The 19,897-nt window shown below is 47.3% G+C and carries 16 protein-coding genes; 12 read left to right on the top strand and 4 right to left on the bottom strand.

The window, feature by feature from the left end; translation table 11 throughout:
• Positions 1 to 19 precede the first annotated feature (19 nt).
• Complete coding sequence (locus R4537_RS15305; RefSeq protein WP_071179613.1) at positions 20 to 1,696, top strand: GMC oxidoreductase; 1,677 nt, start codon at positions 20 to 22, stop codon at positions 1,694 to 1,696.
• A 186-nt stretch (positions 1,697 to 1,882) separates the two neighbouring features.
• Here R4537_RS15305 and R4537_RS15300 read toward each other — a convergent pair whose 3' ends face one another.
• Positions 1,883 to 2,647, bottom strand: a complete 765-nt coding sequence (locus R4537_RS15300) for an N-acetylmuramoyl-L-alanine amidase (RefSeq protein ID WP_071179614.1) — start codon at positions 2,645 to 2,647, stop codon at positions 1,883 to 1,885.
• Between the two features lie 393 nt (positions 2,648 to 3,040).
• Here R4537_RS15300 and R4537_RS15295 point away from each other — a divergent pair, with 393 nt between their 5' ends.
• The 3 genes from R4537_RS15295 to vibB all read left to right on the top strand — a co-directional run bounded on the left by R4537_RS15295 (position 3,041) and on the right by vibB (position 6,721).
• Positions 3,041 to 4,744, top strand: a complete 1,704-nt coding sequence (locus tag R4537_RS15295) for a chitinase (protein WP_071179615.1) — start codon at positions 3,041 to 3,043, stop codon at positions 4,742 to 4,744.
• Between the two features lie 190 nt (positions 4,745 to 4,934).
• Positions 4,935 to 5,528 carry an acetate uptake transporter gene (locus R4537_RS15290; protein ID WP_000104914.1) on the top strand — a complete coding sequence of 198 codons (594 nt, stop codon included), beginning with the start codon at positions 4,935 to 4,937 and terminating at the stop codon, positions 5,526 to 5,528.
• A 311-nt stretch (positions 5,529 to 5,839) separates the two neighbouring features.
• The gene (gene vibB, locus R4537_RS15285) at positions 5,840 to 6,721 is read left to right on the top strand and encodes a vibriobactin biosynthesis bifunctional isochorismatase/aryl carrier protein VibB (protein WP_000997092.1); all 882 of its coding nucleotides are present in this window, start codon (positions 5,840 to 5,842) and stop codon (positions 6,719 to 6,721) included.
• 100 nt (positions 6,722 to 6,821) lie between these two features.
• Here the strand turns inward: vibB and R4537_RS15280 are convergent, their stop codons facing one another.
• Complete coding sequence (locus R4537_RS15280; RefSeq protein WP_071179616.1) at positions 6,822 to 8,453, bottom strand: (2,3-dihydroxybenzoyl)adenylate synthase; 1,632 nt, start codon at positions 8,451 to 8,453, stop codon at positions 6,822 to 6,824.
• A 10-nt stretch (positions 8,454 to 8,463) separates the two neighbouring features.
• Positions 8,464 to 9,651: an isochorismate synthase gene (locus tag R4537_RS15275; protein WP_080483639.1), complete on the bottom strand. Its 1,188-nt coding sequence runs from the start codon at positions 9,649 to 9,651 to the stop codon at positions 8,464 to 8,466.
• 176 nt (positions 9,652 to 9,827) lie between these two features.
• Here R4537_RS15275 and R4537_RS15270 point away from each other — a divergent pair, with 176 nt between their 5' ends.
• Positions 9,828 to 10,607: a 2,3-dihydro-2,3-dihydroxybenzoate dehydrogenase gene (locus tag R4537_RS15270; protein ID WP_230610354.1), complete on the top strand. Its 780-nt coding sequence runs from the start codon at positions 9,828 to 9,830 to the stop codon at positions 10,605 to 10,607.
• Positions 10,608 to 10,618: 11 nt separating this feature from the next.
• On the opposite strand, the gene vibH is transcribed toward R4537_RS15270, so the two are convergent.
• On the bottom strand, positions 10,619 to 11,935 hold the full coding sequence (vibH, locus tag R4537_RS15265; RefSeq protein ID WP_080483640.1) for a norspermidine-2,3-dihydroxybenzoate synthase VibH: 1,317 nt from the start codon (positions 11,933 to 11,935) through the stop codon (positions 10,619 to 10,621).
• Between the two features lie 195 nt (positions 11,936 to 12,130).
• Between vibH and fepB the strand changes: the two genes are divergently transcribed.
• The 7 genes from fepB (at position 12,131) to R4537_RS15230 (ending at position 19,883) form a co-directional block, all read left to right on the top strand.
• Positions 12,131 to 13,090, top strand: coding sequence for a Fe2+-enterobactin ABC transporter substrate-binding protein (gene fepB / locus R4537_RS15260; RefSeq protein ID WP_071179619.1), 960 nt, complete (start codon positions 12,131 to 12,133; stop codon positions 13,088 to 13,090).
• Positions 13,087 to 14,139, top strand: coding sequence for a FecCD family ABC transporter permease (locus R4537_RS15255; RefSeq protein ID WP_071179620.1), 1,053 nt, complete (start codon positions 13,087 to 13,089; stop codon positions 14,137 to 14,139). Before fepB ends, R4537_RS15255 begins: the two co-directional genes overlap by 4 nt.
• Complete coding sequence (locus R4537_RS15250) at positions 14,118 to 15,194, top strand: FecCD family ABC transporter permease (protein ID WP_071179621.1); 1,077 nt, start codon at positions 14,118 to 14,120, stop codon at positions 15,192 to 15,194. Before R4537_RS15255 ends, R4537_RS15250 begins: the two co-directional genes overlap by 22 nt.
• A 116-nt stretch (positions 15,195 to 15,310) precedes the next feature.
• On the top strand, positions 15,311 to 16,150 hold the full coding sequence (locus tag R4537_RS15245; protein WP_071179622.1) for an ABC transporter ATP-binding protein: 840 nt from the start codon (positions 15,311 to 15,313) through the stop codon (positions 16,148 to 16,150).
• A 2-nt stretch (positions 16,151 to 16,152) separates the two neighbouring features.
• Positions 16,153 to 16,866 (top strand): vibriobactin biosynthesis 4'-phosphopantetheinyl transferase VibD, encoded by a 714-nt coding sequence (locus R4537_RS15240; RefSeq protein ID WP_071179623.1) that lies wholly within the window; start codon positions 16,153 to 16,155, stop codon positions 16,864 to 16,866.
• A gap of 15 nt (positions 16,867 to 16,881) precedes the next feature.
• Positions 16,882 to 17,796, top strand: a complete 915-nt coding sequence (locus R4537_RS15235) for a LysR family transcriptional regulator (protein WP_071179624.1) — start codon at positions 16,882 to 16,884, stop codon at positions 17,794 to 17,796.
• A gap of 104 nt (positions 17,797 to 17,900) precedes the next feature.
• Positions 17,901 to 19,883, top strand: a complete 1,983-nt coding sequence (locus R4537_RS15230; RefSeq protein ID WP_057554557.1) for an alkyl/aryl-sulfatase — start codon at positions 17,901 to 17,903, stop codon at positions 19,881 to 19,883.
• Positions 19,884 to 19,897 lie beyond the last annotated feature (14 nt).

The raw sequence follows: 19,897 nt of genomic DNA, 5'->3' as shown, positions 1-19,897 counted from the left end.
AAATAAGATGGTGAAAGACATGCAGGAAATAAATAGACGTACATTTGTTAAATCCATAATCTATATGTCTGTAGCTACAGCTTTATCTCCATATTCTCCCAAGTCTAATGCTACAGCAATAAATAAGATATTGGATTTTAATATATTAATACCAGAGTTATTCAATCCACCTCCTAGACTTCATTACCATTATCCAGTAATTATTATTGGTAGTGGATTTGGAGGCGCAGTGAGCGCTCTAAGGTTAGGAGAAGCTGGTATTCAAACAGCGATTCTTGAGCGAGGTAACCGTTGGCCTTTAAGTAAACAACGTAAAATCTTTGCACATGATATGTTGGCCGATGGCAGGATGTTCTGGCATCGCACTTCAACAACGTTTCCGGCTTTAACTTATAGACTGCCATTTTTTAATGTAATTGACTCACGTAGTATAGATAAGTTTTGTGGTGTCCTAGATATCATTGATCGTGAAGGAGAAAATTATAAAGGTGGTTCAGATATATTATTGGGAACTGCAGTCGGCGGAGGTTCTGTTATCTATACTGGCGTAAAAGCAATCCCAAAAGAAAAATATTTCGAACGCCTTTTCCCATCAGAAATATCTTATCAAGAAATGATTGATATCTATTACCCTAGAGTTCAGTCCGTTCTCCATTACAGTTATATGCCAGATGATATATATTATAGTCCGTCTTTCAAACATTCACGTGATTGGGATAATGAGGCCGTTAAAGCCGGATATAAGCCTTATAAAATTGATGGAAATTGGAATTGGGATATTATTAGAGAAGAAATGAATGGTCATTCACTTCCATCAGCTACTATAGGTTTGACTAATTTTGGTAATAGTAATGGGTGTAAGAATAGTCTAGATCAGAATTATATTCCTATGGCAGAAGCGACCGGGAATGTAACGGTTCATCATAATCATCAAGTGAATGAAATTCGCCATAATGGCGATATTTATGAGATCGATGTAGTTGAGTTAGATCCCTATGGTAAGGTAATTAAAGAAAAAGTCGTCACTTGTGACAAACTCATTATGGCGGCTGGAGCATATCATACACCAAGAATATTAGTACGTGCCAAAGCGAAAGGTTTTCTCTCAGATCTAAACGAATACGTTGGCAAAAACTGGGGAGACAATGGGAATCGCATGGCATTTCGTCAATCTTGGTTTGGATTACCTCAAGGACTTCCACAAGGTTCTCCTTCTGCATCGGCAATCTATGTTACTCAAGACGGAAAAAGTCCGGTGATCGCTGAGAATTGGGCGAACGCAGCGATTGCTGATGTTGGGGTATCTATGACGCTAGCTGTTACTGCTGATTTCAAGAATCGTGGTTATTTTTATTATGATGCTGATAAAGATGATGCAGTATTGCATTACCCTAAATCTTTGGAAGCTGATGCTACGAATGCTGTGAGAGCTGTTAACAACACGATGGCAAGAGTAAATTGGCAGCGTCTCGGCGCTCCAGGCTTTGATGATGTTATTTTCACGGGGGCTCATCCTGTTGGCGGTATGGAGATAGGTAAAGCGACGGATCTTTACGGGCGAGTGAAAAATGTATCAGGTCTATATGTGATGGATGGCTCGCTACTTCCTGGAAATACAGGAGGAGCAAATCCATCTCTTACAATTGCAGCTCTTGCCGAGAGAAATATTGAGCGAATTATTAAAGATGACTTTTAAATAAATATTTAATATGAAAAGTTAAACAGAGATAGAATTTTATTCCATCTCTGTTTAACTTAAAGACGCTTGCATTTCATTTATGTCGATTTAATTTACGGTCTTGTCAGTGATTTTTCTGTGTTTATTCCTTCTCGCACTTACTTGTTAATAATAAAATGAGAGAATGGTCTATATATTATTTTCCTAGGATTTGTATTTATCAACAAGAGAGTAAAGAATTGCTACTGTTTCTACATCAACATTTCCTGAATAATTCTCAGGGCGAAAGTGTAACTGGAATGCTCGAATCAATTGTTGGTACACTTGATTATCCTCTGCTTTGGTTGTGTCATAACCATAAGTTTTTAGTTTTTCTAGGACATCAATTTTATTGGGAAGATTTTTTTTAAATTGCTTACAATACTTGATTTTACTTTCTTCGTCATACCAAGCTCCAACTCCTGATAAATGGAGTTCTTTCCAAGGAAAGAGAGCCCCAGGATCACTTTTTCTACCAGGTGATACATCACTATGACCTATGATATTTGTTGGTGAAATATCAGGATAACGTTGTAGAATATTAATAGCGATTAATTTCAATGCTGCGATCTGTTGTGGATGATAAGGTAAAAAAGTTATTATCCCATTGTCGTCTCTTGCTTGATTCACGAGCTCGATACCTAAAGACGTGTCATTTAAATTACTTCTACCAGACCAAGCGCTTACACCTGCATGCCAAGCTCTATCATTTTCATTGACTAAGTTGAAAATTCGCAGATCTTTAAATCCAGAATCTATATAGGTAGCATCAGTTGGATCTGGGATAAGGTAATGTGCACTAACTGCGTTACTGGTTAATGCTTTAACTGATTCACTAAAATTTAAAGCAGTATAATGAAATATTAAAAATCGAGTACGTTGGTTAAATCCACTTATAGAACGGTAACTATTGTAATCTATATTAAACATAATGTTCCCTTAATCTTGTTAATTTGATTAAGTCTTAATTATCAAATAATTTTTTCTTGTTTGGTTGTTTTTTTGTTGTATTTTTGTCAGTTTTTATTTTCTTGTTAGATTTTTTTATGTGAGAAAATTACTTTTCTATATTAACTAGTTAAAAGTTATTTTCTGCTGTGCTTTTATGGGGATGCTACTCTATAAAAATGACTTGTTTTATAGACATCAAGATGTTTAAATTTTCTTTCATGTTGTTATTTTTGTTTAAAACTTATATGTGTTTTTTATATATAATTTGGAAACGCCTCGCAAATTTGTCTTTTTTCTTATTTTTCACTATTAAATTAGTTATCAATAAGCCTACTCTCAAATGGATTTCTAAGTTGAGAGGGACTTTTATCCATGTTTAAACTCAAACATACCGCGTGGTGGGTGGCTGTGGCGTGTGCATTGCCTGCGCAAGCGGCGATGAATATTCAGCCGGATCCACAAAATCCTGGTGGATATGTTGTGGCTAAAGCCGATATTGCCGCAGCAGAGCAAGCCAAAACCGCCAATCCTATGTATGCCATTTGGTCAAATGCCTTAGCGACCCGCGCCAATGCGATTGTCGATGCGATCGAGCCGGGACTAGCGACAAACCCTGATAACGTGAAACGGGTTGAGCGCGTATTTCCTGAGTCTGAGTGGAATTTCCTCACTCACATGGCGGCGCCTGAATACACCTATACCCGTTTCTTGCGTGCGATTGGCAAATTCCCGGCATTTTGTGCGGAGTATACCGATGGCCGCAATTCTGACGCGATTTGTAAAAAATCGATCGTGACCGCTTTTGCTCACTTTGCTCAGGAAACCGGTGGACACATCGCGAAAGACAACATTTCTGATAACCCATTAGCACTGGAAGAGTGGCAACAAGCGCTGGTGCATGTGCGTGAAATGGGCTGGTCTGAAGGTCAAGAAGGTTATACCACGGGGTGTGGTCAAAATGACTGGCAAAACAAGAAGTGGCCTTGTGCTACTGGGCAAGGTTACTTTGGCCGTGGAGCAAAACAGCTTTCTTACCACTTTAACTACGGTGCCTTCTCTGAAGTCATGTTTGATGGTGATGCAAAAGTATTGTTGAATAACCCCGGTTTAGTGGCTGATTCGTGGTTGAACCTTGCGTCTGCAATCTGGTTCTTCCTCACGCCACAGGCACCGAAGCCTGCTATGTTGCATGTGATTGATCGTACTTGGGTGCCTTCACAGCGTGAAATTGATGCAGGAATTGGTTACGGTTTCGGCACTACGATCAATATCATCAATGGTGGTATTGAGTGCGGGGAGCAAAACAAAGATAAAGGGCAGCCGGTTAACCGTATTCGTTATTGGGAAGGCTTAGCGGCGCATTATCAAATCCCTATTGAAGCCGATGAGAAGAATACCTGCTGGCAGCAACTGCCTTACGGTAGCCTTAACCTCAATGGTGCGACCGATGTGCTTTACACAAACTGGGATGGTAACTGGAAATATTACCCAGATCGTCCGGGTGGCTACTCATTTGAATGTGAGTTGGTGGGGTTCCAAACCGCGTATTCTGCTTTGGTGGAAGGGGATTATGAGAAGTGTGTGACTAACCTGTATGGTTCACATGCGAGCTGGCCAAAAGTTCGTGTAGTGGAAAAACTTGATCCATTACCAACTGATCCGACAGATCCTCCCGTAGGTGGTGCCCCTGCGTGGGAAGCGGGTAAGGTTTATAACTCAGGTGACAAGGTGAGTTATAAAGGTGCGGTTTACCAAGCTAAATGGTGGACACAAGGTGATGAACCTTCTAAAGGCGGGCCTTGGGCGTTAGTTTCTGGTGAGCCAACACCACCAACAGAGCCAACGCCAAGCGAGCCAGTACCTCCCACTGAACCTGTACCACCATCGGAGCCAACACCTGTGCCGCCAACAGAGCCTGCTCCTACGGATGCCATTGTGTGGCAACCTGGGGTCACTAAGGTCTCGAATGGCGATAAAGTGACCTATAACGGCCAATGCTTTATTGCTAAGAACAGCCCAGGCGTTTGGGAGTCACCCACTCAATCTAACTGGTTCTGGGATAAGGTCTCCTGCTAAGTTATTGTATTAAAATTGTTTATTTCATCGCTCAACTTAGGTTGGGCGATTTTTTATTCGCATCTGTAACTAACTGTTTCAACAATCTAAGTTTCCAATAAGATCTTTTTTCTTTTATCTGCCTGTTAATTAAAATCCGCGCGTAATTTTTACAAACATTTTTGAATTCACACTCTGAAGGTAAGTTCACATGTCAACTAAGCTAGCCAACCCAGCACCACTCGGTCTGATGGGTTTCGGTATGACCACCATTCTGCTTAATATCCATAACGCAGGTTTTTTCCCAATCGACTCAATGATTCTGGCGATGGGTATTTTTTACGGCGGTCTGAGTCAAGTTATCGTCGGCATCATGTGCTTTAAACGTGGTGACACCTTCGGTACAACGGCATTTACTTCTTACGGTCTGTTCTGGCTGACGCTGGTTGGTTTGATCGTAATGCCACACATGGGACTGCCTGCAAGCCCTGCGCCTTTCATGGGTTGGTACTTGGCTCTGTGGGGGATTTTCACTGGCTTTATGTTCATTGGTTCTCTGTGCTACCCAACGGCGAAACAAGTGGTATTTGGTTCTCTGACCATCTTGTTTGCTCTGCTGGCTGCTCGTGATTTCACTGGTAGCGAACTGATTGGCACTATCGCGGGTTTTGAAGGCATCTTCTGTGGCGCGAGCGCTATCTACTTCGCTATGGCACAAGTGCTCAATAATGAATACGGCCGTGTTGTTCTGCCAATCGGCGAAAAACGTGTGCAGCCAGTGAAAGCGCAAGAGCTTGCTGCATAAGTCAAACATTTGGGAACATGTAAAGGGTTAGCCATCGGCTAGCCCTTTTTTATGGGCGATTTTCAACGGAGTGAGGAGAGGGAAGCTCACAACGTTTGGTGCTGATGATCAATGAGAAGCGCCGCCATGAAGTGAAACTGTATTAAATGATAATTGTTATTATTTACATCTATGAGTGATGTTGTTAGCATCGTTGCATTATTGATCGGCAGAAGATTCGGCCGAATGGCTGCTTCTGCTGCGTCGTGCGATGACATAACAACACTAACAACGCTCAGTTGGCTGAGTATCAATAAGGATGATGTACTTTCATGGCTATTCCTAAAATCGCTTCTTACCCTTTACCCGCATCATTACCAACTAATAAAGTCGATTGGCGCATTGATGCATCGCGGGCGGTACTGCTTATCCATGATATGCAGGAGTACTTTGTACACTATTTTGACTCGCAGGCAGAACCCATCCCAAGTTTAATCAAGCATATACAACAGCTTAAAGCTCATGCCAAGCAAGCGGGGATCCCCGTGGTCTATACGGCTCAGCCCGCGAATCAAGATCCTGCAGAGCGAGCATTATTGAGCGATTTTTGGGGCCCAGGTTTGAGTGAAGAGACGGCGATCATTGCGCCTCTTGCTCCAGAATCAGGTGATGTTCAGCTTACCAAATGGCGTTATAGCGCATTTAAAAAATCGCCATTATTGGATTGGCTGCGTGAAACAGGGCGGGATCAGTTAATCATTACGGGGGTCTATGCGCACATTGGCATTCTCTCGACTGCGTTGGATGCCTTTATGTTCGATATTCAGCCTTTTGTGATTGGGGATGGCGTGGCAGATTTCTCGCTCAGTGATCACGAATTCAGTCTGCGTTATATCAGTGGTCGTACTGGTGCGGTGAAATCCACTCAACAAGCGTGTTTAGAGATTGCCGCCCAACACTCAAAGCTTACTGGCTTAAGCTTGCGAACCATGCAACACGATGTGGCCGCTGCGCTCAATCTGAGTGTGGATGAAGTGGATGTGCAGGAGAACCTTCTGTTTCTCGGTTTAGATTCGATTCGTGCGATTCAGTTGTTGGAAAAATGGAAAGCCCAAGGTGCTGATATTAGCTTTGCTCAACTGATGGAGCATGTCACTTTGCAGCAGTGGTGGCAGACCATTCAAGCCAATTTACATCAACCTTGCTCTGCGTGATTGAACGAGTTCCCTTCCTGCTTAACACACGGATTCTAAGTAGGAAGGGAACCGCTTATTCAAGGATTCCCTCTACTCACTCATTGTCTTTACATTGATTTCACGACATTAACGCTAAGCCGAGCGTGTCAAATCGACGACGAAGCGCGTTCTTATCGATTTTTCCAACCGATGTTTTGGGCAGTTGATCGATAAATTGGATTTGATCTGGGATTTTGTAATCGGCGAGCCCCGCTTGGTGTAAAAAACGTTTGAGCTGGATGGTATTCACCGACTGCTCGGGTTTGAGTACGATCACCGCGCAACTGCGCTCTCCTAGGTATTCGTCACTGATGGCAATTAAAGCGGCATCATGCACTGCTGGATGATGTAAAAGCTGATTTTCCACCTCTTCGGCGGCAATCTTTTCCCCTCCACGATTGATCTGATCTTTGGCCCTTCCGGTGACAATCACGTAACCTTCGCTACTGAGTTTGACTTTATCGCCGGTGATGTAAAAACCTTGTGCATTGAACGCTCGTTGATTGTGCTGATCAGCTCGATAGTAACCGCGAATCGTATAGGGACCTTGGGTTAACAGATACCCTTCTTCTCCGCTGGCGACAGGTTGACCCTGCTCATCAACCACCAGTAATTGATCGTGAGCGGAGATAGGCCGACCTTGAGTTGTAGCAATCACTTCCGCACTGTCATCCAAACGAGTGTAATTGACCAAGCCTTCTGCCATTCCAAACACTTGTTGCAATTGGCAGCCCAAGGCTTGTGGCAGACGCCTTGCGGCCGCTTCACTAAATTTTGCCCCGCCCACTTGCACAAAGTGCAATGAAGAGAGATCGCAGGTGCTTTTTTCTGCGTGATCCATCCAGAGTAGTGCTAAAGGCGGCACCAACGCGGTAACAGTAATTTTATGCTGTTCTATCAATTTAAACGCGTGTTGGGGGGACGCATCTTGACTGAGGATAACGCAGCCACCCGCCCAGAAAACACCGAGTGCGCCGGGGGAGCTGAGCGGGAAGTTATGTGCCGCGGGCAGTACGCACAGATAGCGGGTATGCTGATCAAAACGGCAAATTTCGACACTGGCGGTTACGCTGTAGGCGTAATCATTGTGGGTACGCGGGATGAGCTTGGGAGTGCCCGTTGTGCCACCGGAGAGTTGGAAAAAGGCGATTTGATTCGGGTCGGCATTCGCTTGACAAGATGATGCCGAGTAGCAACTCGCCAGTTCAATAAATTTTGGATCTGTCACTCGAGTTTGGCCGCGTACAATCACATTCTGCAGTGTTGGGCAGCAAGCAAGCAGTTCTTGCGCCAAAGCTTGATAGTCAAATGGTCGTTGAGCGCCATCAATGAGGTAAGCTTTGGCTTGGCTGTGCTGACAAAAATAGCGAATTTCCGCTAAACGGTGAGCGGGGAGCGCCAGAATCGGTCGTATGCCTTGGCGCAGCAAAGCGAAAAAGCATAAATAGAATTCCGCAACATTGCCTAATTGCAGCACTACGTTATCGCCACAGCCTAGTCCAAGCTCGGTAAAACCGGCAGCAAGTTGTTCGATGCGTTCGAGCATGGCTTGGTAACGCCACTGCTGATTATCACCGACCAGCGCAAGCGCATTGGGGGTACGCTCAGCACTTTGCTGTAAGTAATCGAGCAAGGTTTTATCTTGCCAGTAGCCTAACTGACGGTATTGAGCGGCAAGCGCCTCTGGCCAAGGGGTAAAATCGGTTGTCATTCTTATCTCCTTAAGCGGTGAGCACATCGTTGAGCTCAATACCTGCCGCAGCCAAGATGGTTTTCATCTTCGCGCCCGTCTCTTCCAGTTCACTTTGTGGTAACGACTGATCGACAATCCCTGCGCCAGCAAAAAGCTTCATTTGGTGAGAGCCCACTTCAGCACAGCGAATGGTGACTACCCATTCACCATTGCCACGTGCATCACACCAACCGACCATGCCAGTGAAGTAGCCACGATCAAATTCTTCCAGCTCTCTTATTGCTTGATAAGCCGATTCGCGCGGAAAACCGCATACGGCTGGAGTGGGGTGTAAATCGGCGGCGACTTGCAAAGCACAAACCTCAGGATCGCTGACTTGCCCTTCAAGCAGGGTTGAGAGGTGCAGCATGGTTTCGGTTTCAATCACAGAAGGCACCATGGGGGTGTACAAGTTACGACAGTAGCGGCTCATGATCCGCTCGACTTCTTCGACGACTAAACCGTGCTCATGCAAATCTTTGGAGGTATTGAGCAGTGAGGCACGGCGCTGCGCATTTTCTTGGGCATCTTGACTTCGCGGGCGCGAGCCAGCCAGTGGGTTTGAGATGAGATAGTTTCCGCGTTTGGCGACCAAGAGTTCAGGGCTTGCCCCAATCAACTTCCGCTGTTCGTCCAAGCTGGCCGCAAAAGTATAGCCGTGATGATTAATCGCGAGCAGATTACGCAGCAAGGTCGGTAGTGCGATCTCTTGCTCGGTGGCAATTTCAATGGCGCGCGACAGCACCACTTTAGACAGCCCAGAGTGATTAAACATGTTGAGCAGATGGCTTACACCTTGCTTGTATTGCTCTCCTGATGGTGAGGAGATGAGCTTAGCTACTTGGCGGGTGAGGTGAGCTGGACGGTTTAAGCGCGGGCTACTCGACACGTATAAGGTGCGCGGAATCATAAATCGAGTCGGTGTTTTAGGGTCAAACGGCACTATGCCAAACAGTAATGGATTGTCGCACTCATCACGTTTGGCCTGCTGCAAAAGCTGTTTGGCTTGGTTAGCCAGTTCAGCAAAAGGAATGGCTTGCTGAAAAGCATGAGCGACCCCACAACCGAGCATTGATTGGTTTGCTGAGGCAAAGAAAAACGGTGAGTGAGTGAGTTGGGTATCGATCAGATGTTCAGACATAGTGGTGTATCCGACCACTTCACGCTTCATGACCATGTTGTTTATCCATATTTGCGAGTGAATGGGTTGCGTTGCCAAGCGCAACAGATTACATTTGCTTACATTCAAATGAGAATGGTTTTTATTAATAAATGCAAGCAATTTCCATTTGGTCTGATAAACAAAGTGATGATTGTGAAGGTTGATCTCGTTTGTGATAGGGGATGAAAAATATGTCGTTGGTTAACAGCAAGGTTCTTCTAGTGGGGTCAGCGCGTGGGATAGGGTTCTCTGTGCTTGAACATTTATTGCAAGCGGGAGCGCAAGTGATGGCGGCAGATTGTGAGTGGCAGTTGTTGCTAGAGCAGAGTGAGTCGTTATTGGGGCGTTATCCGGACCAGCTCACTTTAAAAAAACTCGACTTAGCAGAGCCTGAAGCGGTGCGCGAGCAAGTCAATCAATGGGCTGAGCAAGTGGCGGGATTTGAGCATCTGGTGTGCTGTGCAGGAATCCTACATGTTGCGCCATTGCATGACATGCCACTGGAACAAGTGAGTTCTATTTTTACCGTGAATGCTTTTGGTGTGTTGGCCTGTATGCAAGGTGTCGCTTCAAGTATGAAAGCGCGTCAGCAGGGAAGTATGGTGATTATTGGGTCTAATGCTGCCAATACGCCGCGCATGTCGATTGGGGCTTATGGCGCTTCGAAAGCCGCATTACACATGTTGGTTAAGTGCATTGGTATGGAGCTAGCCCCTTACGGAATTCGTTGCAATTTGGTCAGTCCCGGCTCTACGCGCACCGCTATGCAGCAACAGCTTTGGACTGAGCAGTATGGTGAGGCGCAAGTCATTGCCGGAGATGCTGCGCAATTTCGGTTGGGGATCCCGCTCAATAAAATTGCCGAGCCAGCGGATATTGCTCAAGCGGTCCTGTTTTTGTTATCCGATAAAGCAGGTCACATCACGCTGCATGATTTACGAGTGGATGGTGGAGCCACGCTCGATCATTGATCGTTCATCTTTCAACTGGCGATAGCCCGTGTCGAGGTGGCGGCTGCCAGTGCCGCAGGCTCTGCGAGTAGGCGTGCAACATCTTGCTCCACCTGTTGGAAACGGGCGAGTAACTGCTCGAAAAAACGTGGCAATCGCTCGCAATGACTTTGCCAGTGGGGTTGCGGGTAGCTGGCTAAATCTGCGGTGATGTCTAGACAGAGTTCATGCTGGGGTGAGCCACGAAAGGTAAAATTAATCCCTTCTGCAGAGCCTGAAGCCAGCACCTTGAGCTCAGTCTGGCAATCAGCAAAGTGTGGGGACTCAAAAGGCAATATATTGATAAATGGGCTCATAAAATAACTTTGCTCAGCATTTAGCCCTTGATCTTGTTCGATTTGTTCAATGCGATAGCGGCCATGCAAATAGAGTGAGCGTAGCGCTTGCCCTGACTGTTTAAGGTAGTTACCGAGCGAGGTTTGCTGCGCAGAAAGACGCAGCAAGGGCAGCGAGTTAACCATTAAACCGGGTACATTAGCGGCCACGCTGCCCCATCGGTTCATAAAGGGCAGCCATAGCCAAGGCGTATCCGGTTCAGCCGATTCCAAATAGAGCGCGCACAGCGCGACTAAGGCATCAGGCCAGCCAATCTGACTCGCGTTAGCGAGCTTGAGTAACAAATGGTTGAGTTGGCTATCGAGTGTGTAAGAGAGGCTCACGGCATGACTAAGTTGAGGATCATAGGTTGCAGAGGTGAGCGCTAACTCGGGAGCTTCGCGTAAATAGCCTTGCCAAAACTGCTTATCTTGCCAGTAGCGATGGCTAGTAAGATAAGCCAACTCTTCTTCCAGATAGGATTGATAAGATTTAAACGCAGCAGTTGGCGTCTGCCCACTGAGCAAGGATTGGTAATGCTGGCTGAGGCGCTGCTCAAACAGCATCATGCCATAACCGTCCAGTATAATGTGGTGCGCACGGGTATAGATAAGGTGCTCATTGTGTGACAAACGATACACTTGATGGCTCGTTATTGGCGCGTCAATCAGTGTGGTTGGGCGCTGTAAATCCTGCTCTATTTGCCGCCAAGCTAAAGGTTCTGCTTCAAGGTGGATGCTGAGGTCTTGATAGTCGATAGGCGGAGAAAATGGGTGCCAATACAGCTCACCTTGCGCTGAAAAGCGAGCACGGAACAGATCTATCTCACTGACGGTTAAATACAGTGCGCGCAGCAAAAGCGTGGTGTCTAAAGGCCCTGTCAGGCGTAGCGAATGGGCAACGGTGTCGAGATTAATGTGAGGATAAGCCAGATGGCGCTGCCAAAAAGGCTTTTGAGCCAATAACATAGACACGATATTAAGCCTTATCCAGTTGGAGAATCATAATTACTCTTTCGCGTGAGGCGGTGTTCGGTGGCTTGGTTGCGAGCCTGAGGGGGCATAGATATACTGAGTTCACTTTTTACTTATCCCCCTTTCTCTAGAGTCCACCCTAAGATGATTGATGAGCGATAGTAAACTTTTAACGAAATGAGAATCAATATTACAATGAAAAACATTTTTATTTTATTGTCTATGATATTGGGTTGCCTGTTCAGTGGTCTCGTCAGCGCGCAGCAGAATGTTTGGCCAAGAACCTTTCAGAATGCGGACGGTTCAGTCACGACGATTCCCTCTCAGCCAAAGCGAATTTTGTCGACGGCCGTCACGGTGACCGGAACACTGCTGGCGATAGATGCGCCAGTCATTGCTAGCGCTGCGACCACGCAAAGCACCTTTTTTGAGCAATGGCGAAAGCTGGCAGAGCAGCGCCAAGTGAAAAAACTTTGGCCTGCGGGAAGTGTCGATCTCGAATCGGTGTATGTAGAACAACCGGATTTGATCGTGGTTTCCATGATAGGCGCGGATTCTGCTCGCGATCAAATTCCGCTTTTACAAGCGATTGCACCGACCATCTTGGTCGATTACAGCGATCAAACTTGGCAATCTTTGGCGCAGCAGTTGGGGCTTGCTACCGGACTTGAAGATCAAGCGGAGCGCACAATACAAAATTTTGAGCAGTGGACAAAGCAAGTGCGAGATGTGCTGGATCTGCCCAAAGGGCGCGCCAATATTGTGAGCTACCACGGCCCCGGTGTGGTCAACGCGGTAGCGAAAGCGCAAAGTGCTCATGCTCAACTGTTGCAATCGGTCGGGGTTGCGTTGGAGGAGCCAGATCCAGCATGGCAAGCGGGTTCCATCGTCCATCGAGATTTTCTGCGCATCCATTATGAGCATTTAACTCAACTGCAGGCTGAAACCACGTTTCTTATCACGATGACCGATCAGCAAGCTCAAGCTTTTCTCCACGATCCGATTTTGAAAAACTTGCCTTCGATCCAACGCAAGCAAGTTTATGCGTTGGGTGAAAACTCATTTCGCATCGACCTGTTCAGTGCCCGAGAAATCATTAACTCACTGCTGCGACGCTTTGCTGGCGAGCAAGCACAATCTTTAGTCATGCCATGAATGAGGTGATGGGAATAAGAGTTGCGTCCTCAAAGCGAGAAAATCCTACGTTGGCTAGGCGTGATTACTGGCTAATGGGGTTGATGCTGGTGGCATTGATGGGATTGACGATAAGCAGTGTGTTTGTCGGATCTCTCGACATTCCTTATGCCGTGACTTTCGATGCGCTGTTTCATTTTGATGAGCAGAACACTCAGCATCTTTTAGTGCATTACCTACGTGTACCGCGCACGGGGTTAGCGATATTGGTGGGCGCAGCGCTTGGTGCTGCAGGCGTTATCATGCAAGCGATGACGCGTAACCCATTGGCGGATCCGGGCATTTTGGGTGTCAATGCGGGTGCAATCTTGATGGTGGTGATTGGCATTGCTGTGTTTGGTCTAACCGATATGCTGCACTATTTGTGGTTTGGCTTATTTGGCGCGGCAGCAACCAGTGTGGGCGTTTATCTGCTGGCAGGTATCAATCAATCCCCCAATCCCGTTCGAGTGGTGCTGGCTGGTGCGGCGATGACGGTGGTGCTCTTGTCTATGACTCATTTGATTATGCTCAATAGCGCCCAAGAGGTGTTTAACCAGTTTCGACATTGGTCGATTGGCTCTTTGCAAGGCAGAGGATATGAAGTTTTGCTGCCGACAAGTGTATTCGTACTACTCGGGTTGATCGCGGCTATCTTGCTCGCCCGCGGATTAGATACTGTGGTGCTCGGGCATGACGCGGGCAAAGCACTAGGCGTCAATCCGTTATGGATCTGGATAGCTTCTGCCGCCGTGGTCACGCTGTTGGCTGGCACTGCAACCGCAGCGGCTGGGCCAATCAGTTTTCTTGGCTTAACCGCGCCCCATTTAGCGCGGCTTTGGGTGGGCGCTGAACATCGTCGCCTACTGCCTTACTCTATGTTGCTTGGGGCGCTGTTATTGTTAGGTGCCGATCTGGCCGGGCGGCTAATCGGTTCAAACGATGAAATCAGTGCAGGGATCATGGTCGCCTTAATCGGAGGGCCAGTCTTTGTGCTATTGGTGAGACGATGGAAACTATCACATCTGTAGCCCCAGAAGGTCGGTCGAATCAAACTCGCTTTTGGCTATGGCGAAAAGGGGCATACACGCTGCGTGTTGAGCGGCGCAACATTGCGGTTGCGTCGGTGCTAAGCCTTATTGTCTTGGCTTTGATTGTGCTTGCGACCTGTGTCGGCAAATTGCCGATTTCAATCTCTGACGTCATTGCCATTTTATTGGGGGATATTACCTCAGGGTTCAAACGGCAAGTCTTACTCGATATCCGTTTACCTCGGATTTTCACGGCGCTGTTTGCTGGCGCAGCCTTAGGACTTTCCGGCGCGATTTTTCAGTCGATCTCTCGTAATCCGCTTGGTTCTCCGGACATCATTGGTTTCACCTCTGGCGCAGCCACCGGGGCTTTGCTGCAAATTATTTTATTTGCCGGCAGTGGGTTAGCCGTGGCTTTTTCGGCGATTGCTGGCGGAGTCATGACGGCCATCGCGGTCTATCTTTTGTCGGTAAAGTCAGGCACGGTCGGGCGCTATCGGCTAGTACTAACCGGAATTGGCGTGGGTTCAGTGTTGACGGCGCTCAATGGCTTGCTGCTAGTCAAAGGTAGTTTAGACAGCGCCATCACCGCCAATTTATGGCTATCGGGCTCACTGCATGCCCGAGAATGGAGCCACGTATTTCCTGTCATGTGTGGCGTGTTGGTGCTGCTGCCGCTTATCAAAGGTCTTGCCCGTTCATTACAGATGCTTGATATGGGGGATGAGATTGCCCGTCAACTTGGGGTCGCAGTCGAGCCGATACGCTTATTCATGATTCTCGCCGCGGTGACTTTGGCGGCATTAGCGACAGGTGCTGCAGGACCGATCGCCTTTATCGCTTTGGCCGCTCCTCAACTGGCCGCTCGCTTGCGTCAAACCGCCAATATTCCGCTGGTGAGTGCAGGTTTAATGGGAGCTTGCTTACTGTTGGGGGCTGATTTGCTCACTCAGTGGATGCCGCTCGCCTTAACCCTCCCCATCGGGCGAATTACGGGATTGGTTGGGGGCATTTATTTATTGATGTTATTGATGCGTTCAAAAAATACGGTTTAAGCCGCAGCACATGCCGATAGGTTTTTTAGGCTATTTGCGCGCAGTCGTCAGCCCGTACTTTGAGCCATTCGACGCTGTGCGGAATAAAGAGAATTTTGATTGAGTGAAATGCCGTTATGGACACAATTTGGGATGCCGACTTACAGAGCGCCGTATTAAAGGCCAAAGATCACAGGCTTAAGGCTGAGCGACTGAGTTTGGGTTATGAAGGAAAATCGGTGTGTAATGCGCTGGATTTGGCGATTCCGCACGGGAAATTTTCGGTGATAGTTGGGCCTAATGGCTGTGGTAAATCAACCTTGCTAAAAAGCTTGTGTCGTTTACTCAAGCCGCTGGCTGGGCAAGTATTACTGGATGGTCAGAATATTCACCACTTACCGACCAAGGTGGTAGCCAAGCAACTAGGATTACTGCCTCAAAGCGCGTTGACACCAGAAGGGGTAAAGGTGGTCGATTTGGTCTCGCGCGGGCGTTATCCTCACCAAGGGCTATTTCGCCAGTGGAGTAGGGCGGATGAACAAGCAGTAGAAGAGGCGATGCGAGCCACTCACGTCCATGAGCTTGCGCAGCACAGTGTGGATCTGCTTTCCGGTGGTCAGCGTCAGCGGGTTTGGGTGGCCATGGCGCTGGCGCAGCAAACGCCGTATTTACTGCTTGATGAACCCACCACTTATCTTGATATTGCTCACCAAATCGAACTGCTCGATCTCTTTTGGCGGCTTAATCGTCAGCAAGGACATACTCTAGTCGCAGTGCTGCACGATCTGAATCAGGCGTGTCGTTACGCCGACCATCTGATTGTGTTGCAAGAAGGTAAAATCGTTGCGCAGGGCGATCCACACTCTTTGGTGACTCCAGCATTGGTTAAGCAAGTCTTTGGGATTGATTGTGTGGTGATGCCCGATCCTATCTCCTGCACGCCTTTGATTATCCCTTATTCGTTAAAGCGCGGTTAAACATGGCTTTTATGATTTCAATGCCAGCGATTGAGCTGGCAGGGCTGACAATTCAGGTTTGCCAATTCGATCCTCAGCAATTTGATGAGGCTCAGCAGCGCTATTTAGCGTCTCCCACCTACCATAGCCTGCACAAGGCCGTGATTAAGCGCCAAGCAGAATTTGTCGCAGGACGTAAGTTAGCGCAGCAAGCGCTCAAACAGATCGGGCAGGGTTACGATAGGCCAATTGCTATCGGAACCCATCGTGAGCCCCTATGGCCTGCGGGGATCACGGGCTCGATCGCCCATTGTGACGGTTGGGCAGTATGCACTGTGCTTAAGGCAGAACACCTCTCGCTTGGTATTGATATTGAACATCGGCTCGCACATCAAACCGCTAGTGAGGTGCAAGCTATGATCGGTACCGCCCAAGAGTGGGCGCTGTTAGCGCAACAGTTCGATCTCGCTTCAGCGGTGACTTTGCTGTTTTCTGCAAAAGAGAGTCTATTTAAAGCGCTATTCCCACAAGTACAAATCTACCTTGATTTCAGCGATGCCCAGCTCAGTTCACTGGAGCCAAACAAAATGAGTTTCACATTGACGCGCGTACCTAATGCCGCACAACAGAGTTGTGAGGTTTACTTTCGTTGGTTTGAACAGCAGCGAGTATTAACCGTCAGCGCGTTACCAATGCTAGGCAAAATCGAGTATCATGTCCCCACCTTACCTACTTGAGTTAACTTATTGATTATGCTGCGTGATTATGATCTAAACCTGCTGACGGTATTTGATTCTGTCATGAAATTAGGCTCAGTCAGTAAAGCAGCGGATAAGTTAGGTATGACTTCCGCAGCGGTGAGTCAAAATTTATCACGCTTACGAGAACAAGTTGGTGATCCGTTGTTTATCCGTCAGGGACGTGGGTTACAGCCGACGCAGTATGCGCTCAATATGCACAAACATGTGGCGGAAGGCTTGAGTGCCATTCGTTTTGGTTTAGAAACCGATGCTGGTTTTGATCCTGCAACCAGTAAGCGTGAGTTTATTATTGGCGGTCAGGGCTATTTCGATTTGGTGGTATTACCGCCACTTTTGCAAAAAATCAGCGACATCGCCCCGCATATCACGGTGAATTTAAAGTCTTATGAGGACGATCATTTCACACCAAGCCAAGTATTAAGTGAGCGAGAGGCGGATCTGTTTCTGGCTGCATTACCCATCAGCCATCCCTCTATCGTCACCACACAGGTGGCGGAGGAGGCCTTGGTTGTGGTGTATGCCAAAAATCATCCTCGTCTTGGAAGTACCCTCAGTTTTGAGCAGTTTTTTGCAGAAAAACATACTGCATTAACCAGTCGCCGCTTTGGTAATTATCTCTTTTCTAGCCTAGTCGATCAGGTGCTGCCCGCACGTCGAGTGCATTATCAAAGTGAGTCGATGCTCAATTTGATGGCGACCGCATCCGTCACCGATCTGCTCTGTTTTACTCCAAAGCGTTTAGCGGATATGTGGGCGGAGAAATTGGGTTTACAGATCCAACCTTTGCCGTTTGAAATCCGCTCGGTTCCGACTTTTATGTGTTGGCATAAAGCCAAACAGCAAGATAAAGGGTTGATTTGGCTGCGCGAGCAAATTGAGGCGATTCTCTGCGCCAATCCTCAATAGTTAAGCACTGCTTAACTATTGATTATTGTTTGGCGAATCGTTTGTCGGCAATTTCTCTCATATCCTTGTCCTTGTTCCCTAATGACTAAAAAGAGAGATTCCCAATGAAAACAGTCTTTAAACCCACTTTGTTGGCGGTATTAGTGGCCGCCTCTGCGCCCGTATTAGCTCACTCATTGACCGCTGAGACCAAAGCCCCGAGCCCGACCACAAAAGCGTTTGCGGCTGAGCAACGCAATACGCTGCCGTTTGCGGATCAGGAAGATTTCAAACTGGTCGAGAAAGGTCTGATCGCGCAGCAAAAAGATCTCGAAATTCAAGATGCGAATGGCAAGGTGGTTTGGGAATTGGGTAATTACCGCTTTTTATTGGATGGACGCGACTATGACAGCATCCATCCTAGTTTACAGCGTCAAGCGCAACTGAATATGCATCACGGCCTGTATAAAGTGACGGATCGCATTTATCAGGTACGTGGCTACGATCTGGCCAACATCACCTTTGTAAAGGGCGATACGGGATGGATTGTGTTTGATCCATTGACCGTTCCTGCTACGGCTAAAGCGGCGCTGGATTTTGTTAACCAAGAGCTAGGTGAGCGTCCCGTTAAAGCTGTGGTGTACAGTCATGCGCATGCTGACCATTTTGGTGGGGTCAAAGGTATTGTGAGCCAAGAGCAGGTCGACCGAGGTGAAGTGCCGATCATCGCACCGAAAGGCTTTTTAAATCACGCGGTGGCTGAGAATGTTTTGGCAGGAAATGCCATGTCGCGTCGTACGACTTATCAATATGGCAACGTTTTACCGAAAGGGGCGACCGGGCAGGTGGATGCCGCGATTGGTAAGAATGTCGCGCAAGGTGAAGTGAGCTTGATTGCGCCAACCAAAGTCATTTCTGAGCAAACGGAAACTGTGGTGATCGATGGCGTAACCATGGAGTTCCAGAATACACCGGGAACCGAATCTCCAGCGGAAATGAACACCTACTTCCCACAGTTTAAAGCCTTGTGGATGGCAGAAAACACCGTGGGTGGTTTGCATAACGTCTACACCTTACGTGGTGCAGAAGTGCGAGATGCCAAGGCGTGGAGCAAATACATCAATGAGTCGATTCATATGTACGCGAAAGAGGCGGATGTGATGTTTGCTTCACACACATGGCCGCGTTGGGGGAACGACAATATCAACCATTTCCTACGTAAACAGCGTGATATGTACGGCTACATTCATGATCAGGCTTTACGTTTGGCCAACCACGGTGTCACCATCAATGAAATTCAAGACGAATTCCATGTACCGGATGTGTTAGCACACGAGTGGTACAACCGAGGTTATCACGGTAGTTACCACCGCAATGCTAAAGCGGTGATCAACAAATATCTGGGGTATTTTGATATGAATCCCGCCACGTTACGCCCATTGGCTCCAACCGATGCGGCTCCTAAATATGTCGCGGCGATGGGCGGCATGGATAACGTGATTAAGCTTGGGAAAGAAGCGTTTGATAAAGGCGAGTTTCGTTGGTGTGCAGAGATTGTCGATAAAGCCGTGTTTGCAGAGCCGAGCAATAAACAAGCTCGTTACTTACAGGCGGATTGCTTGGAGCAACTGGGCTACCAGAGTGAATCGGCAGGGGAGCGTAACACTTATTTGATGGGCGCGTATGAGTTGCGTAATGGGGTACCGAAAGTGTCAGCAACCAAGACGGCAGGCGCTGATACGGTTGTGGCGATGGATACTGAGCTGTTCCTCGACTATTTGGGCGTTCGCCTCAATGGCGACAAAGCCGCTGGTATTGATTACACCATTAATTTCGTCTTGCCAGATGTGAATGAGAAATTCTTGGTTGAACTGGAAAATGCCCACTTGAATAACTTAAAAGGCATTCAATCGGAGAATCCGGATATGACGCTGACTCTCAATCGTGCTCAGCTCAATCAAGTATTGATGGGTAAAACCACCATTGAACAGTTGGCCAAAGAAGGCAAAGCGAAGATTGAAGGCAATGCGCAAGCGCTGACCGATATCGCTGGTATGCTGGATAACTTCGAATTCTGGTTCAATATTATCGAACCGAAAACGAAGTAATCTTCACCTTGAGT

The organism is Vibrio paracholerae, assembly GCF_037672085.1.
Classification (GTDB): domain Bacteria; phylum Pseudomonadota; class Gammaproteobacteria; order Enterobacterales; family Vibrionaceae; genus Vibrio; species Vibrio cholerae.
Note: the sequence above shows the minus strand (reverse complement) of the source record. Positions and strands in the feature narration are given on the sequence as shown.

Coding starts and splice junctions, on each gene's coding strand:
- R4537_RS15305 (WP_071179613.1), top strand. CDS start 20: ATGCAGGAAATAAATAGACGTACATTTGTTAAATCCATAATCTATATG.
- R4537_RS15300 (WP_071179614.1), bottom strand. CDS start 2,647: ATGTTTAATATAGATTACAATAGTTACCGTTCTATAAGTGGATTTAAC.
- R4537_RS15295 (WP_071179615.1), top strand. CDS start 3,041: ATGTTTAAACTCAAACATACCGCGTGGTGGGTGGCTGTGGCGTGTGCA.
- R4537_RS15290 (WP_000104914.1), top strand. CDS start 4,935: ATGTCAACTAAGCTAGCCAACCCAGCACCACTCGGTCTGATGGGTTTC.
- vibB (WP_000997092.1), top strand. CDS start 5,840: ATGGCTATTCCTAAAATCGCTTCTTACCCTTTACCCGCATCATTACCA.
- R4537_RS15280 (WP_071179616.1), bottom strand. CDS start 8,453: ATGACAACCGATTTTACCCCTTGGCCAGAGGCGCTTGCCGCTCAATAC.
- R4537_RS15275 (WP_080483639.1), bottom strand. CDS start 9,651: ATGGTCATGAAGCGTGAAGTGGTCGGATACACCACTATGTCTGAACAT.
- R4537_RS15270 (WP_230610354.1), top strand. CDS start 9,828: ATGTCGTTGGTTAACAGCAAGGTTCTTCTAGTGGGGTCAGCGCGTGGG.
- fepB (WP_071179619.1), top strand. CDS start 12,131: ATGAAAAACATTTTTATTTTATTGTCTATGATATTGGGTTGCCTGTTC.
- R4537_RS15255 (WP_071179620.1), top strand. CDS start 13,087: ATGAATGAGGTGATGGGAATAAGAGTTGCGTCCTCAAAGCGAGAAAAT.
- R4537_RS15250 (WP_071179621.1), top strand. CDS start 14,118: ATGGAAACTATCACATCTGTAGCCCCAGAAGGTCGGTCGAATCAAACT.
- R4537_RS15245 (WP_071179622.1), top strand. CDS start 15,311: ATGGACACAATTTGGGATGCCGACTTACAGAGCGCCGTATTAAAGGCC.
- R4537_RS15240 (WP_071179623.1), top strand. CDS start 16,153: ATGGCTTTTATGATTTCAATGCCAGCGATTGAGCTGGCAGGGCTGACA.
- R4537_RS15235 (WP_071179624.1), top strand. CDS start 16,882: ATGCTGCGTGATTATGATCTAAACCTGCTGACGGTATTTGATTCTGTC.
- R4537_RS15230 (WP_057554557.1), top strand. CDS start 17,901: ATGAAAACAGTCTTTAAACCCACTTTGTTGGCGGTATTAGTGGCCGCC.